Source organism: Campylobacter sp. JMF_11 EL3 (genome assembly GCF_027736965.1).
Lineage (GTDB): Bacteria > Campylobacterota > Campylobacteria > Campylobacterales > Campylobacteraceae > Campylobacter_B.
Genome location: NZ_JAOVTJ010000003.1, coordinates 181,145 through 197,161 on the forward strand (window position 1 = coordinate 181,145; position 16,017 = coordinate 197,161).

The 16,017-nt window shown below is 41.6% G+C and carries 15 protein-coding genes and 1 pseudogene; 11 read left to right on the top strand and 5 right to left on the bottom strand.

Annotation, left to right across the window (positions count from 1 at the left end; all coding sequences use genetic code 11):
• Both OFN67_RS05965 and OFN67_RS05970 read left to right on the top strand, forming a co-directional pair.
• Positions 1–753, top strand: a complete 753-nt coding sequence (locus OFN67_RS05965; protein WP_270868674.1) for a sulfite exporter TauE/SafE family protein — start codon at positions 1–3, stop codon at positions 751–753.
• Between the two features lie 245 nt (positions 754–998).
• Complete coding sequence (locus tag OFN67_RS05970) at positions 999–1,568, top strand: tetratricopeptide repeat protein (protein ID WP_270868673.1); 570 nt, start codon at positions 999–1,001, stop codon at positions 1,566–1,568.
• A gap of 386 nt (positions 1,569–1,954) precedes the next feature.
• On the opposite strand, the gene OFN67_RS05975 is transcribed toward OFN67_RS05970, so the two are convergent.
• From OFN67_RS05975 to OFN67_RS05985, 3 genes are all read right to left on the bottom strand, one after another.
• On the bottom strand, positions 1,955–3,319 hold the full coding sequence (locus OFN67_RS05975; RefSeq protein WP_270858143.1) for a sodium-dependent transporter: 1,365 nt from the start codon (positions 3,317–3,319) through the stop codon (positions 1,955–1,957).
• A gap of 135 nt (positions 3,320–3,454) precedes the next feature.
• Complete coding sequence (gene rpsU / locus OFN67_RS05980) at positions 3,455–3,667, bottom strand: 30S ribosomal protein S21 (RefSeq protein ID WP_270858142.1); 213 nt, start codon at positions 3,665–3,667, stop codon at positions 3,455–3,457.
• Positions 3,668–3,732: 65 nt separating this feature from the next.
• Positions 3,733–4,266, bottom strand: coding sequence for a hypothetical protein (locus OFN67_RS05985; protein ID WP_270868672.1), 534 nt, complete (start codon positions 4,264–4,266; stop codon positions 3,733–3,735).
• A gap of 140 nt (positions 4,267–4,406) precedes the next feature.
• Here OFN67_RS05985 and OFN67_RS05990 point away from each other — a divergent pair.
• The 5 genes and pseudogenes from OFN67_RS05990 to OFN67_RS06010 form a co-directional block, all read left to right on the top strand.
• Positions 4,407–6,677, top strand: a pseudogene (locus OFN67_RS05990) (ribonucleoside triphosphate reductase); the annotation flags it as partial.
• An 84-nt stretch (positions 6,678–6,761) separates the two neighbouring features.
• The gene (locus OFN67_RS05995) at positions 6,762–7,442 is read left to right on the top strand and encodes an anaerobic ribonucleoside-triphosphate reductase activating protein (RefSeq protein WP_270868775.1); all 681 of its coding nucleotides are present in this window, start codon (positions 6,762–6,764) and stop codon (positions 7,440–7,442) included.
• A gap of 49 nt (positions 7,443–7,491) precedes the next feature.
• Positions 7,492–8,514, top strand: coding sequence for a ribonucleotide-diphosphate reductase subunit beta (locus OFN67_RS06000; protein ID WP_270862616.1), 1,023 nt, complete (start codon positions 7,492–7,494; stop codon positions 8,512–8,514).
• 155 nt (positions 8,515–8,669) lie between these two features.
• Positions 8,670–9,305, top strand: coding sequence for a protein-L-isoaspartate(D-aspartate) O-methyltransferase (locus tag OFN67_RS06005; protein WP_270868671.1), 636 nt, complete (start codon positions 8,670–8,672; stop codon positions 9,303–9,305).
• A 67-nt stretch (positions 9,306–9,372) separates the two neighbouring features.
• Positions 9,373–11,172: a hypothetical protein gene (locus OFN67_RS06010; protein WP_270868670.1), complete on the top strand. Its 1,800-nt coding sequence runs from the start codon at positions 9,373–9,375 to the stop codon at positions 11,170–11,172.
• An 83-nt stretch (positions 11,173–11,255) separates the two neighbouring features.
• On the opposite strand, the gene OFN67_RS06015 is transcribed toward OFN67_RS06010, so the two are convergent.
• Together OFN67_RS06015 and OFN67_RS06020 are read right to left on the bottom strand one after the other, a co-directional pair.
• Positions 11,256–11,708 carry a molybdopterin synthase catalytic subunit gene (locus OFN67_RS06015; protein ID WP_270868669.1) on the bottom strand — a complete coding sequence of 151 codons (453 nt, stop codon included), beginning with the start codon at positions 11,706–11,708 and terminating at the stop codon, positions 11,256–11,258.
• Position 11,709: 1 nt separating this feature from the next.
• Positions 11,710–11,931: a MoaD/ThiS family protein gene (locus tag OFN67_RS06020; RefSeq protein ID WP_270868668.1), complete on the bottom strand. Its 222-nt coding sequence runs from the start codon at positions 11,929–11,931 to the stop codon at positions 11,710–11,712.
• A gap of 86 nt (positions 11,932–12,017) precedes the next feature.
• Here OFN67_RS06020 and nspC point away from each other — a divergent pair, with 86 nt between their 5' ends.
• From nspC to selD, 4 genes are all read left to right on the top strand, one after another.
• Positions 12,018–13,175: a carboxynorspermidine decarboxylase gene (gene nspC / locus OFN67_RS06025; protein WP_270868667.1), complete on the top strand. Its 1,158-nt coding sequence runs from the start codon at positions 12,018–12,020 to the stop codon at positions 13,173–13,175.
• A gap of 68 nt (positions 13,176–13,243) precedes the next feature.
• Positions 13,244–14,197, top strand: coding sequence for a formate dehydrogenase subunit gamma (locus tag OFN67_RS06030; RefSeq protein WP_270868666.1), 954 nt, complete (start codon positions 13,244–13,246; stop codon positions 14,195–14,197).
• Between the two features lie 64 nt (positions 14,198–14,261).
• Positions 14,262–14,858, top strand: a complete 597-nt coding sequence (gene yedF / locus OFN67_RS06035; RefSeq protein ID WP_270868665.1) for a sulfurtransferase-like selenium metabolism protein YedF — start codon at positions 14,262–14,264, stop codon at positions 14,856–14,858.
• Positions 14,855–15,880: a selenide, water dikinase SelD gene (selD, locus tag OFN67_RS06040; RefSeq protein WP_270868664.1), complete on the top strand. Its 1,026-nt coding sequence runs from the start codon at positions 14,855–14,857 to the stop codon at positions 15,878–15,880. Before yedF ends, selD begins: the two co-directional genes overlap by 4 nt.
• Positions 15,881–16,017 lie beyond the last annotated feature (137 nt).

Below are 16,017 nucleotides of genomic sequence, written 5' to 3' on the forward strand. Positions count from 1 at the left end.
ATGCTTTTTATAATACCATTTTTAGGGATTTTGGTAGGTTGTATTTCTGGGTTTTTTGGCATTGGTGGCGGCACAATCGTCGTGCCGATAATGATGGCGCTAGGATACGATATCAAAGAAGCCGTGGGGATTTCGATTTTGCAAATGCTGTTTAGCGCGATTTTTGGGTCGTATCTAAACTACAAAGCAGGCAAACTCCGCCTCGATAGTGGCGTAATCGTGGGGCTTGGCGGACTTTGTGGCGCGTCGCTTTCTGGCTTCATCGTCGCAAATGTGGCTTCAATCGTCCTAGAAATCGGACTTTTGCTGACTTTGACAATCGCGTTTTGCAGGGTTTTGATGACAAATGTCGAAAACACTGCCCCCAAAGAACCAGCCAAAATTTTGCTTTTTGCCGTGGGTTTTGCAATCGGCGCAATCGCCATTAGCATGGGCGTTGGCGGGGCGATTTTCTTAACGCCTATTTTGGTGGGATTTTTGGGCGTGGATATCAAAAAAGCCGTTTCTATGGGGCTATTTTTCGTGATTTTTAGCTCGTTTAGCGGATTTTTAAGCATGGCGTATAATGGCAATGTGCAGTATTTAGAGGGCGTATTAATGGGGCTTGGCGGCCTCGTGGGCGTGTATTTTGGCACGAAGATTTCGCACAAAGTGGCTAAAAGCACGCAGAAAAAATGCCTATTGGTGATGTATGTGGTGATGTTTTTGTTAGCCCTTAAAAAGACGCTCGGGGTTGATTTTGGGATTTTGTAAAATTTCGGAATTTTAAAATTTGGCGAAATTTTGCTTTTAAGTGTCATTGCGAGGAAGCGTGAAGTGGCTTCCGAAGCAATCTACAAAGCTCAAATTAAAAGCAGAGTAAATGGTAAAATTCTGCGAAATTTAAAATTTCATAGCTACTTTTGGTGGTAAAAATACCAACCATGCGGTATCTAAATAAAGAATTTAGGTTGTATAATTTTGAAATAATAAAAAATTAATTATAGGAATTTGTAAAAATGAAAAAAATTTGTTTTTTGTTTGTCTTTTTTGGGATTTTTGCTTTTGCAAACGAGTATCAAAAGATATTAAAAGAGCTCGATATAAAATGTAATAATAACGAAGCTGTTGCGTGTCATCAACTTGGAAATCTTTATTTTTATAGTCGTGGCGAAAACGAAAATCCACAAAAAGCAAAAGAATATTACAAAAAAACACACAATATAAACCAAAAATTATGTGAAAATGGTGATTATATGGCTTGTTATAACCTTGCAATGATACTTATAGATGAAAAAATCGAGCCAAATTTTCAAAAAGCAAAAGAGTATATCGATAAAACTTGCGAATTTAAAGATGGACTTGGGGCATGCTATTGCGGTCTTGGAGTGCTTCATAGAGATGGTAAGGGTGTAAAAAAGGACATTGGTTTGGCAAATTCATATTTTGAGAAATCTTGTGATTTAAATTTTTTCCCTGCTTGTGAGTATTTGGGCGATTATTACAGAGATAAGGAACAAAATTTGGAAATTGCCAAAAAATATTATAAAAAATCTTGTGATTTAGGGTTTGAATCGTCGTGTGAGTAAATTCTTGGAATTTTATCGGAGCCTTGTAGTCTAACAGCCCCGTAGAGTGGCATTATTGCCAACCATAAATCCCAAATTTCGCCTGCAAGTGTCATTGCGAGCGAAGTGAAGCAATCCAGTAAAATTTAGACATTGCTAAAATTTTAGATTTTTAATCAAATTTTAAATTTTGTAATTGTGATAAATTCTAAATTTTAAAATTCTTTTAAATTTCCCTAGATTGCTTCGTCGTGCTTTGCACTCCTCGCAATGACAAATCAAGCAAAATTTCGCCACTGTATTGTAAAAACAAAATTTGAAAAATTTCGGGCGCAGTATTTGAAATTTGCGATAGCGAAATTTTAGGCAAATTTAGCGCAAAATTTGCGCTAAATTTTTAAATTTTATTAAAACGCGACTTTATTTATCAATGCGATACCGCATAACACTAGCACGATTGGCACATAGATAAATTTGCCGATATAATACCAGGCGTTTGAGTATGTTTTAGCCGAGCCTGTGTTGATTTCGTCCAAAAGCTCGTCCTTGCGTAAAATCCAAAACCATGAAATCGCGCCCAAAACCGCGCCGATTGGGATTATATAGATAGATACTAGATCCATCCACGGACCCCAGTTGTGTAGATGAACTTCGTAAAATGTGGTCGCTGGGTTTGTGTCGCTTGGCGCGATTGTCTCCATATTTACGCCGATTCCGAAGCAGACCACGCACAAAATCACCAAAACCAAAGCCCTATTTAAGCTTGGAAATTTATGCAAAAGCGACTCGGTTACGGCCTCGAACATATTTTGCAAAGATGAAATTCCGCCAAAAATCACCGCCGTAAATAAAATAATCGCAAAAATTCCGCCGCCTGGCATGTCTTGCAAAATTTTTGGCAGTGTTACGAAAAGCAGTCCAGGGCCCGCTGTTTGGTCCTCGCCGTAAGCAAAAAGCGCAGGTATCATCACCAAGGCCGCCACAAAAGCGGCGATTGTGTCGAAAAATGCGGTTTTTTTCGCTGCATCGACGATATCTTCGTCTTTGTGCAAATACGCGCCATATACGAGCATTCCTGAGCCCGTGATAGAGAGCGAAAAGAGCGCTTGTCCCATGGCTGTGATCCAGACATTGGCATCACTTAGTTTGCTCCAATCCGCGCTAAACATAAATTTATACCCAGCCCCAGCTCCGTCTAAAAGTGCCACGCGCACCGCTAAAATGGCAAAAAGCACGAAAAATAGTGGCATCATAATTTTGTTTGTGCGCTCGATACTTTTCGCACCCAAAAATATGCTAAAAAGCGTGCCAGCAACGATGATGAAGTGAAATGGCACCACAGAATATGGCGTGAAGGCAAACGAGCCAAACCAAGTCGATGTATCCACGCTCATAAGTGAGCCGTTGAGTGCCTGAAATAGGGCTTTTAGCACATAAGCAATGATGACGGCGTATCCGATAGCGATACACATGGACCCCGCTAGTGGAAGCCAGCCTAAAATTTTGCCAATGAAGCCTAAATTTCGCGATTTCCACGCAAGCTCATAAGAGCCAAGAGTGCCTGTTTTAGCCCGTCTGCCGATAGCGTATTCGGCTGAGAGCGCGACATAGGCAAAAAGTGCGATGAAAAAAATGTAAATGAGTAAAAACGCGCCACCGCCGTTGGCACCGAGTTTATACGGGAAGCCCCAGACATTGGCCATGCCCACAGCCGAGCCGACACAGGCTAAAATAAAAGCCCAACGAGATGAAAAAATTTTATTTTTGCTCATTATGGTTTCCTTTTTGCGAAAAAATTCAGGGATTATAGCAAATTTAAAATTTAATTAATTTAAATTTTGATTAAGATTTAAAATTCGGTTAAGCGAAAATTTAAGAGAGAAATTCGGGCGAAATTCGCCCGAGAATTACAAACGAGATTCGTATCTGCGAAGTGTGTAAAGTCTTTTAAGCATTTTTTTGCGAGCCGCAATTTTTTGTTTTTTGCGGATCTCAGTCATAGGCTCGAAATACTTTCTAGCACGGACTTCGGTAACGATAAGGTTACGATCTGTCTGTTTTTTGAAGCGTCTGTAAGCTTCATCAAATGATTCGTTCGGATGTACCTTAACTCCTGGCACGCTCCTCACCACCTTTCGAAAAAAATTAAGCTGTGATTTTAGCCAAAATAAGCTTAAATTTGGCATTAAAATTTGTTTTTATAACTCCAAATTTCGCTTTTTTTCTCTGCGTCTTTTAGCGAAACCTCGAAAATACCATTGTTCTCGCCACTAAATTTGACGCTAGGAAGCAGAATAAAATCTGGCGAATAAATCGAATTTGCGTGCGAGGTGTTGGATTTTTTAAGTCCGTCGTTGCTAAAAACTAGCTCATCAGAACTAGGCGCGTCGATGACTACGACTTTGCCCGAGTGTATCAGGCCAACTTTAAGTTTTTTTCTCAAAAAATCGGTGTTGAAATCGCATTTTTTTTCGCATGAAATTTCGCTAATTCCCACGATTGCGAAGCGGTTTTTTTGCTTTGAAATTTTTTTGGAAGCAAGGAGTTTTTTTGTGCTATCGCTCGCTAGCTTTTTAAGCGTAGCTTCTGAAATTTTAGCGCTTTTTAAATTTTGCTCGCTACTGCTACTTTGCGCGCTAGTTGGGGACTTTTTGGCGATACAGCCACCCAAAAACATAGCTATAAAAACAGCTAAAATCGCAAATTTCAAACCCTTCATAAATTCGTCCTACAAAATAAATTTTATCCGCAATTATACTAAGCCTTGGTTAAATTTAACTTTGTTTTTCAAACTACAAAATTCAATAAATTTTAACTATATCTTGCTATACTTTCGCGTTTCTTTTTTAGGGGGAATTAATGATAAAAATTATTAAAAGAGATGGTAGTTTTCAAGAATTCAAAGATTATAAAATAAAAGACGCTATCAAAAAAGCCTATGAGAGTGTAAGCGCAAATTTTGATGAAAAAGTCTTCGAAAATGTCCTAAAAACGATTGTTTTCAAAGATAGCCTAAGCGTCGAAGATGTCCAAGACATAATAGAAAAAAAGCTGTTTGAAAGCGGGAATTTCGATGTTTTAAAAAGCTTTATGATCTATCGCCACACGCACAAAATGCAAAGAGAGCATGTCTATGGGCTAGAAGAAGATACCACCTACATAAACTGCACCCAAACCGTCAATGAATATATCGGCAAATCAGATTGGCGAATTTTAGCCAACTCAAACACAAGCTATTCAAACGCAGGATTGATCAACAACACCGCTGGCAAGGTCATCGCAAACTACTGGCTGGATAAGGTGTATTCGCGCGAAGAAGGCGCTGCGCACAGAAACGGCGATTATCATATCCACGATTTAGACTGCCTAACCGCATACTGCGCTGGTTGGAGCCTAAGAGTATTGCTCGATGAGGGATTTAACGGCGTTAGGGGTCGCGTAGAGAGCAAGGCTCCGAAGCATTTTAGAGAGGCACTTCACCAAATGGCGAATTTCTTAGGAATTTTGCAGAGCGAGTGGGCGGGAGCGCAGGCGTTTTCTAGCTTTGATACCTATCTTGCCCCTTATGTTTTTAAGGATAAATTAAGCGACAAAGAGATCAAAAAGGCAATCACAAGCTTCGTTTATAATCTAAATGTCCCGGCGCGCTGGGGTCAAAGCCCATTTACAAATGTTACGATTGATATGACCTGCCCAGAGGATTTAAAGGCGCAAATCCCTACCTCAAACCAACACCACCTTTTTGAGGGAATCGATGATGAGGAGCTGTTGCAAAGGGCAAAAGAGCGTGGCAAAAACTCACTTATCGAGCTTACTTATGGCGATTTTGAGCCAGAGATGAGGCGCATTGTTATCGCATTTTACGAGGTTTTGACAGCGGGCGATAAATGTGGTCAGCCATTTACCTTCCCGATTCCTACCGTAAATATCACCCAGGATTTCGACTGGGACAGCGACGCGGCAAATGCAGTGTTTGAAAACACAGCCAAAATCGGATCAAGCTATTTTCAAAATTTCGTCGGAAGCCAGTATATCACGGACGAAAACGGCAACAAAGTCGAAAATCCAAAAGCCTATAAACCAGGCGCAGTTCGTTCGATGTGTTGCAGACTGCAACTAGATCTTAGAGAGCTTTTAAAGCGCGGTGGCGGGCTTTTTGGCAGTGCTGAGATGACTGGAAGTATCGGCGTGGTAACGATAAATTTAGCCCGCCTTGGATACCTTTACAAAGGCGATAAAGAGGCACTTTATGCCAGGCTTGAAACGCTTTTGCAGTTAGCAAAAAGCACTTTGGAGAAAAAGCGTGTGTTTGTCAAGGAAATGTTCGAACGCGGTCTGTATCCATACACTAAGCGCTATTTGCCGGGCTTTAATAACCATTTTAGCACCATTGGCATTAACGGCGCAAACGAAATGATTAGAAATTTCACAGATGATAAAGAGGATATTACGACCAAATTTGGCCGTGAATTTGCACTAGAATTGATCGAGTATTTGCGCCATAAAATTCGCCTTTTCCAAGAAAACACAGGAAATCTATACAACCTCGAAGCAACGCCAGCGGAAGGCACCACATATCGCTTCGCCAAAGAGGATAAAAAACGCTACCCAGATATCATACAAGCGGGCTTTGGCGAAAATATCTACTACACAAACTCTACCCAAGTCCCAGCAAGTTTTAGCGATGATCCGTTCGCGGCACTGGATATGCAAGATGAGCTACAAAGTAGCTACACAGGGGGCACAGTGCTTCATTTGTATATGAAGGAGCGCATTAGTTCAGGAACAGCGTGCAAGAAATTTATCAAAAATGTCATTAGCAACTACAAACTCCCATACATTACGATTTCGCCTGTATTTAGCGTCTGCACGAAGCATGGATATATCGCAGGCGAGCACGAATACTGCCCGAAATGCGACGCTGAGTTAATGGCAGAGTATGAGAGCAAGGGTGCTTGAAATTTGAAATTTAAATAAGGAGAGAAAATGGAATTCCCAAAAGAGTTAGAAAAAAAACGCACAAAATGTGTAGTTTATACCCGTGTAATGGGGTATTTGCGCCCTGTGGAGAGCTTCAATGTAGGCAAAAAGGGCGAACACAAAGAGAGAGTGTTTTTCGACGAAAATAAGGTAAAATTCGAAGAAAAATAAAATTTGCTAAATTTCGCCAAATTTAGCGCGTTTAAATTTGGCGAAATTTTAAAATTCACAATTATGCAAAATTCTGAAATTTACCATATCACGCCATTTACGATGACAGATTTCCCTGAGCGGCTCTCGGCTATTGTGTGGTTTGCGGGGTGTAATATGCGATGCCGGTATTGCTACAACCCTAGCGTCGTGCGTGGCGAGGGCAAAATCAGCGAAGATGAGCTATTTGCGTTTTTGCGCTCGCGTGTAGGCAAGCTAGAAGCTGTGGTGTTTAGCGGGGGCGAATGCACCTGCGCTAGGGGATTTATGCAAATTTTGCAAAAAACGAAAAATTTGGGCTTTGAGGTCAAAATCGACACAAACGGCTCAAATCCACAAATTATACAAAACGCCGTAAATTTGGGCTTAGTCGATTTCATCTCGCTTGATTTTAAGGCGCATGAGGCTAAATTTAGCTTTATCACAAAATCAAATTTTTACGAAAATTTCCTTCAAACTTTGAAATTTTTATTATCCGCAAATTTCGTTTTCGAGGTGCGCACTACCGTGCATAGCGATCTTTTAAGCGAAAGCGACATTTCGCAAATGGCGCAAATTTTGCACGAGCAGGGTTATAGGGGCGAGTATTTTTTGCAAAATTTCCTTGATACTGGCGAAAATTTGGGCGATCTTGGCGCGCCAAAGCAAAATTTCGACCCCTCTAAGATAATCTCGCCTCTAAAAATCTCTCTTAGAAATTTCTAATTTGTATTTTGCTAGAATTGCGAGTTAAATTTCAAAAAAAGGCAAAATTATGGATAGAAAAAAAATCTACAACCCCTTTTCAGACGAAACTCTCACCAATCGCAAGGTCTTTAACGGCAATCCGCACGGAATACTAAATTTCACCAAGGCAAAATACCAATGGGCGCTCAAACTCTGGGACATTATGGAGGCAAATACTTGGTTTCCCAAAGAGGTCGATACGACTGACGATGTGAGGGATTATAACTTCAATCTCACAACCGCCGAAAAACGCATGTATGATTTGGTATGGAGCCAGCTAATCTCCATGGATAGCTTCCAGACAAACAATCTAGCCGATAACATAAATCCTTATATAACAGCCCCTGAAATCAACGCTGTGCTCGCTCGCCAAGCTTACGAAGAGGCAAATCACAGCAAAAGTTACGCGGTAATGGTCGAGGCGATTTGCGAAAATACTGATTTGATTTATGAAATGGAAAAACACGATGATGTTTTGCGCGAGAAAAACGCCTATATTTCGAGCGTGTATGAGGAGCTAGCAGGCGAGGTTACGGACGATAAACTGCTTTTAGCCATGGTTGCAAATCAAATTTTAGAGGGCATTTATTTTTACAGCGGATTTACTTCGATTTATGCCTTGGCACGCGCTGGCAAGATGCTTGGCTCAGCGCAGATGATTAGATTTATCCAAAGAGATGAAATCACGCACCTATTACTTTTCCAAAACATGATAAATTCAGTGCGCAAGGAACGACCTGATCTTTTCCACGAGAAAAATATCAGTAAAATTTATGAGATGTTCGAAACAGCTGGAAATTTGGAAATCAAATGGGGCAAATATATCACAGATAACCAAATCATGGGCTTTACAGATGATATCATCGAAGAATACATACACTACCTAGTCGATCAACGATTGCTTGCGATTGGTTTAGAGAAAAAATACGGCGCCTCTCACCCGATAAAATGGGTCGATGATTTCTCTAAATTTAACGATCAAAAGTCAAATTTCTTCGAAAGTAAGGTTACGAATTACTCAAAAGGAAGTTTGAGTTTCGACGATTTTTAAAGGCTCTTTTTGGTTATTTTCGCGGAGCTTGCAAATTTTGTGTTTCGGCAGACTTCATGTCTAGCCTCGCACAAAATTTCCGTCGCAACCGCGAAAATACCTCAAAAATAGCTCTTTAAAAATAACTTGCTATTTTAATTTTATGGAGAGAAATTTTGGATAGTTTAGAAAAACTTCGTTGCGAAAAAATGGCGGAGGAAATCGCTGATAAAATCGCTATTTCGCCAGTGCTTTATGACGCATTAAAAAGCGTATCTCGTAGCGAGTTTGCCCCATTTAGCGCGCATGCGTTTAGCTTAAATGCGCAACCGATTTTGGCGTCTCAGTGGATTAGCTCTCCGCTAACTGTGGCTAGAATGAGTATGGCGCTTGACATTGATGAGAGCGTAGAAAATGTCCTAGAAATCGGCTGCGGGAGCGGGTATCAGTCTGCGATTTTGGCATATATGGTGCGTAGGGTTTTTGCCGTGGAGCGCGTAGAGAGGCTAGTGGGCGAGGCGAAAAAACACTTCGCAAATTTGGGTATTCGCAACATAAATCTCCGCCACGATGACGGCAATGTGGGCTGGCGCGAGTTTGCGCCTTATGATAGGATACTGCTTTCAGCCTGCGCGTCCAAAATTAGCGACAGGCTCTTCGCTCAGCTTAAAATCGGCGGTATTTTGGTGGCTCCCATGAGTGAGGGCGGAGCGCAATATATCATCAAATTTCACAAAATTTCGTCTAGCGAGATAAGCCAAGAAAATTTGGGTGCGTGCGAATTTGTCCCGCTGATTTCGGGCATACAATAAGTTTTATTTATTATTTATTTAAATTTAGGTATCTTGCAAGGTTTATTTATCTTAAAAGGAAAAGTCCATGCAAGATTTCACAAAAGAGCAAATTACCGCGCTTGCTAGCGATTGGAAAAATCATAGCAAAAACCAGTATTGGGTCAAAAAACACCTAGCCATTTCAAAACATTTGCAAACTTTGAAGCACAATTTAAATAGTTTCGATGATTTTGAGGGCGATTTTTTGTCGAATTTATACATAAATTTCAGCGACGGAAATTTAAGAAGCGACAAAATTTTAAGCTTTGGCGAGAAATTCCCGCATGCTGAGTATTTTTTTATGGAGCAGTTTTTTGACGCGAATATCGGCGCGTTTTATTATGATTTTGTCTTCAAAGACCGTATCGCAGCCAAAAAAGATCTTTTTCCAAAAACAGCCGCGACTAGCGTAGAGAGCGTGCTTAGCGGTGAGGATAAAGATGTCGTCTCACTCTACATTTTCATAGAAAATATAATCAAAAATTTCAATATGGCGACCCAAGAGAGGTTGCAACGAAACGAATTTAAGCAAAAAATCATAAATTTTTACGACACGATGTATAGGCTATTTATCAGCATTGACGCGAATTTAGCCAGCGAATTTTTTGATATTTGCTTGCATAATCAGCCTTTTGTCGTAATTGAGTTTTTAAAAGCCACGATGAAGGCGGACAATTTTTTCTTATTAGAGCATTATTTAGGCGACGAGGGTTCGCTGAATTTAGGTGTGGGCGCGGGCGCGGACTTGGAGCAGGCCAGCTCAGAAAAACTCTACTTGCTAGCTAGTATTTTCACGCAGGCTAACGATGAGCTTCCGACATTTTTATACACAAATGAAAGCGTAAATTTACTAAATTCGCTCTATGCCATGCAAATCGAGAATTTCTCCGATTTCTACGAGGCTAGCGCGAAATTTATGAGCGAGTTCGAACCATACCCTGCCCAAGCTCCATATAACGCCAAACCGGTTTATGCTTCGCTATTTTTCGAGTATTTGCAAAATTACAAAAGCGAAGAAGTCGCCAAAAATACGATATTTTTCGGCGCAATCGGCTCTGGAAAAACTAGAAGAATTCGCGCATTAATCAAGGATAAAAAATTAAGCCCAAGCCATTTTTGTTATCTTTCTTTTCACGATAGTTTTTCATATAGCGATTTTATTGATGGTTTCGTGGCTGGTAAGCTAGTAAATGGCGAATTTAAGGCGCTTTGCAAAAAGGCGCTAAAAGATCCAAAAGGCGAGTATTATTTGATAATCGATTCCATTGATAGTGGAAATTTCGATGAAATTTTTGGCGAGAGCATTGCGCTTTTGGAGCGCAGATACGACGAAAACGACCCACTCTCTATCATCCGCACCAAAAACTCGCACTTCATCGACACCCTCGATGAGGCGGAAATGGAAAAATTCAGCGTAATCGTCAAAGACAATAAATCCTATTTCGCCGTGCCAAAAAACCTCTTTATCATCTGCGCAGCAAATGTCAATGACACCCAAATTTCCCCGTCTAGCGCAAAAGCATTTCGCTGGATCAAATGCGAGTGCGATTATGGCGTGCTCGAAGACTTTTTAAACGACAACCATGTCGCTAACGCCAAAGCCACAGTGGCTGTATGCCACGCGCTAAACGATTTCATGGGCAAGGAAGCGCGCTTTGGCAACGAAATCGGACATGGTATTTTCATGGGGCTAGCAAGGTATGCAAGCAACGAGCAGATCACCCAAGAGGGCTTAAACGCCTTTTTTACCGAGGTTTTGGAGCCGATTTTTAAATGCGGTTACCAAAAAATCGATATTGGTATGGCAAAACAAATTTCATCTGCAAAAGATGTGTTTAAATTTTAAATTTACGGGGTAAAACCCGTAAATTTGAGTGTTTTTATAAAATTTAGTAGTTTAAATTTAAAGCAAAATTTTTAAAATAAATTTCACCCCAAAATACCTGCGCCGCGTAGTTTTTGCGAGCGAGAAGCAGCGTAAATTCGCTCGCCCTTTATCAAATCATATTTCCAAATCGGCGCATTTGCCTTAAAATCCTCGACAAAATCGTTTATCAGCCCAAGTGCAACCTTGCGTTGTGGGCTTAGCACGCCCGCGATATATGAGCTTTCATGCACGCTCACATCGCCTTTTGAGTGCGCGAAAAAGACCTGCGCTCCAGATTGTTGCGCCTTTGTTTGCCACGATTGAAACCACGAGCGCAAAATCGGCTCGTATATATCAAAACTAAGTCCGCTAATGCCGTCTTCATCGCGCACAATGCCGATAAAAGTAATCAGCGCACCGCAGTTTGCGCCTTTGTAACGCTCATACCATGAATTCGAAATCGCAGGGATATCAAGTGCACCATCGTGCAAAGAAAAATTGCCAGCAAATTTCATCTCAACCCCCACAAACCGGCGGCAAAAGGCTGATTTTATCGCCGTCTTTAAGCGCGATATTTAGCTCATAGACCATTTTGTCATTTACCGCCACGGCGCAGCTAGATAGCCACTCTTTTAGCGAGCTATCTTTGCTTAAAATCTCTTTTACTTCGCTAAGTGTTTTGGCGTCAAATTTCATCGGCTCTTTGCCGATTGGACCTAAAAATTCCACTTCTACCATATCTTTCCTTTGATTTAAAATTCGGCGATTTTAGCCAAAATTTTATAAAATTTTATATAATTAAAAAATTTTACAAAAGGATTTTTATGAAAATTGATGAAATTCAAACCCCGGCGTATGTGTGCGAAAAATCGAAATTGCGGGCAAATTTAGCCCTTTTGCAAAGGGTTGGCGAGCGAAGCGGGGCGGTGGTTTTGTGTGCGTTAAAGGGTTTTGCGTTTAGCCTTGGTATGCCTTTGGTGCAAAAGTGCCTTTCCGGGGCTACTTGCAGCGGCTTGCACGAGGCGAAATTCGCTAGGCAAATGCTTGGAGCGGGCGCGCAGGTACATACATACTCGCCAGCTTTTAAAGAGTGCGATATGGCTGAAATTTTAGCCCTTAGCGATCATGTGGTTTTCAATAGCGCCTCTCAGTGGCGAAAATACCGCGCGCAGGCGATGAGTGCCGGCGTGCAATGCGGACTTCGCCTAAATCCACAAACTTCTTTTGCGCCCAAAGACGCTTACAATCCGTGCGGTAAATTTAGCCGCCTTGGTATGACGCTAGGAGCGTTAGAGCGCGCTATTAGCGAGGAGAGCGGGTTTTTAGAGGGGATTAGTGGATTTCATTTTCATGCACTTTGCGAGGAGGGTGCGGAGAATTTAAAACGCGTTTTAGAGGCGTTTGAGGCGAAATTTAGCAAATATTTCGGCTCACTTAAATGGCTAAATTTCGGTGGCGGACACCATATCACGCGCGAGGGATACAATGTCGAATTGCTAATTAGCTTAATCAAAAAATTCCGCGAAAAATACGGCGTGGAGGTGTTTTTAGAGCCGGGCGAGGCTGTGGGCTGGGAGTGCGGATACCTAGTCGCTAGCGTGCTTGATATCGTCGAAAACGACGCAAACATCGCGATTTTGGACACTTCGGCTGAGGCGCACATGCCAGATACCGTGCTTATGCCATATCGTCCTGCGGTGCGTGGCGAGAGCAAAGAGGGTAAATTTGTCTATCGTTTCGGTGGAAATACCTGCTTGGCTGGCGATATTGTAGGTTTGGAAGCAGGTGAGCCAGAGTATAAATTTGACAAACCTTTGCAAATCGGCGATAGGGTGATTTTCGAAGATCAAATCCACTACACGATAGTCAAAAACACGACCTTTAATGGCATAAAATTGCCAAATTTGGTAATGGTAGATGAGAGCGGAAATGTCGAGGATATGATAGAGTTTGGTTATGAGGAATTTAGGCGAAGAAACTAATAAAATTTTCTAAGCCATAATTTGGCTTAAAACGCTATAATCCCTAAATTTTTGTGTCAAGGAAATATATGAAGAAGTTCTTTTGTGTGCTTTGCGCCTGTTTGGGCGCGTATGCCGAGGACCGACCATATGCACAGGTTGTGCAAACTAGTGGGAATAATGTGTGGGGGAAAGCCCGACTAGAAAACATAAATTTATACGAAGACGGCCTAGCGCCACTTTTTGTGCAATTACAAAGTTCAGGATTTTTTGCGTGGTTAGCCTTGGGGGCTAGCCTTGCGGTGATACTCTCGTTTTTGGGACATTATTTGATTGTAGGGGCGAAACACTTCGACCACCACGCTGGTAAGCCTGTGCTTGCATTTACCCTTTTTGAGCGATGTTTTCACTTCGTCGCGGCTAGCTCGTGGGCGATTTTGGTGCCAACTGGTCTAATAATGATGTTTGGCGAGAGTTTTGGCGGGGGAAGCTTCGTGAGGTTTTGTAAAAACGCCCATGGAATCGCCACTATCGCATTTGCAATCGCTGTGATTCCGATGTTTGTTTTGTGGTTTTGGCGTATGCTACCACGCTTTTATGATATTAAATGGATGATTATCATGGGCGGATACCTTAGCAAAACCAAGCGCGCAATCCCTGCTGGTAAATTTAACGCTGGCCAAAAGGCGTGGTTTTGGATAGCGACTGTGGGCGGTATGGTGATGATAGCCACTGGTGCGTCAATGTATTTTTTGGATTACAGCGCGCCTGCGGTAAATAGCGCACTTGGTGGCATGAGCCAAATCGAGGTTTTGCGTGCTAGTGTCATCGCGCATAACCTACTTGGCGCAGTTTGCGCTGTGTTTTTGTGCGTGCATATCTATATGACCGTGTTTGCGATCAGCGGAGCGATACACTCTATGATAGATGGACACAAACCAGAAGAGGAAGTTTATGTGCTCCACCACTACTGGTATCGCGAGCTTTTGGATAAAGGAAGCGTATCAAAATCGCAGTTTGAGGAAAAATATCCTCGTTTATAAAATTTGAGCGAGGATTTTTCCTCGCTAGCTTTGCGTGTCAAAGATATTTTTTTAAGGATTTAATTTGCAACTAGATTGTCGAAATTTATCGTGCCCCGAGCCACTTTTGCTTACCAAAAAAGCCCTAAAATCGCTAAAAATCGGCGAAAATTTGGAAATTTTGGTTAATGATATCGCACCCAAAGAAAACATAAAACGATTTTTGCAAAAAAACGGATTTGACGCGCAAATCAGCGAAAATGGCGGTGAAGCCACGATTTCGCTTACCAAAACCGATGAACTAAAAGATGAGAGTTTGGACGATATTTTTTGTGATACGCCAAATTTCGCTAAGCCAAAGGTAGTGTTTTTAAACGAAGAAAGTTGCGGTTCTGGCGCAGTCGGCAAGGCGCTTTTGGCGAAATTTTTGGGCGCGTTATTAAATTTAGAGCAAAAACCAGCCAAAATCATTTGCGTAAATAACGCCGTATTTATCACCACGAATCGCGCTCACCCAAGCTTTGAAGCGTTAAAAAATTTAAGCGAGGCGGGCGTGGAAATACTAAGCTGCGGAAGCTGTTTGGAAAGCTATAAATTAGTCGGCGATCTAGTCCTTGGCGAAATTTCAAACGCTTATGAGATTATGGAAATTTTATCAAAATACGAAGCTATAAAACTATGATTTATCGTGATTTTAACCTTACGAAATTTATCAGCGCAGCGGGTTGAGCAGCCAAGCTGGACCCGGCGGGTCTAACGAAAAACCTTGGAAGCATAATCGCACCCGATGTAAATTTACTATCGTCGATCGATAGCAACGAGGACGCAAGCGTCTTTCGCATAAGCGAGAGTTTAGCGCTCGTGCAGACGCTCGATTTCATCACGCCGATTGTCGATGATCCATACATTTTCGGCCAAATCGCCGCGGCAAATTCGCTCAGCGACATCTTCGCAATGGGCGCAAAAGTGATAAACGCTCTAAATATCGTTGGATTTGATGATTGTCATTTTGGCGATGAAATTTTGCAAGAAATTTTAGCTGGGGGCAAGAGCAAAATCAGCGAGTGCGGTGGCGTGCTAGTGGGCGGACACACGATAAAAACGAAAGAAATTTATTATGGATTAAGCGCTACTGGCGTGGTTGAGCCGGGGAAATTTTGGTCGAATAATACTGCGCGTGAAGGGGATTTGCTCGTGCTTACAAAGGCGATTGGCACTGGCGTAATCTCAACGGCGATAAAGGCGAAATTTTTAAAATTTGCTGAATTTCGCGACGCAATCGAAAGTATGATTAGGCTAAATTCATACGCTTTGGGTGCGCTTAGTGGGCTAGAAATACACGCTGCGACCGATATCACGGGCTTTGGGCTTTTAGGACACGCGCTAGAAATGATAAATGAAAATATTAGTTTTGAAATTTTCGTGCGTGAAATTCCGCTTTTTGCAAGCGTGCAAAAGTGCCTAGATGAGGGGCTAATCCCTGGCGGAAGTTATAGAAATTTGAAATTTATCGCTCCGTTTTGCGATAAAGAAGCGCAAGTGATTTTAGCCGATGCGCAAACTAGTGGCGGGCTTTTGCTCGCTATAAGTGAAAAAGATGTCGCCGTGGCGGTGCGAAATTTAAAAAATGCAGGATACGAAAGTGCCACTATCGTGGGTCGCGTCGTAAAACGGGCAGAAAATAAAATTTTGATTAAAGATTAAATTTTAAAATTTTAAAAATTTTTTCTAGTTTTAATCTATTTTTAAGCAACCCTTGAATATAATCCACTTTCCGTTTTTGAAATCTAACTTCTGTTATTTTCCAATGCGTGTTATTTTATTTATTATTGTCAAAAACT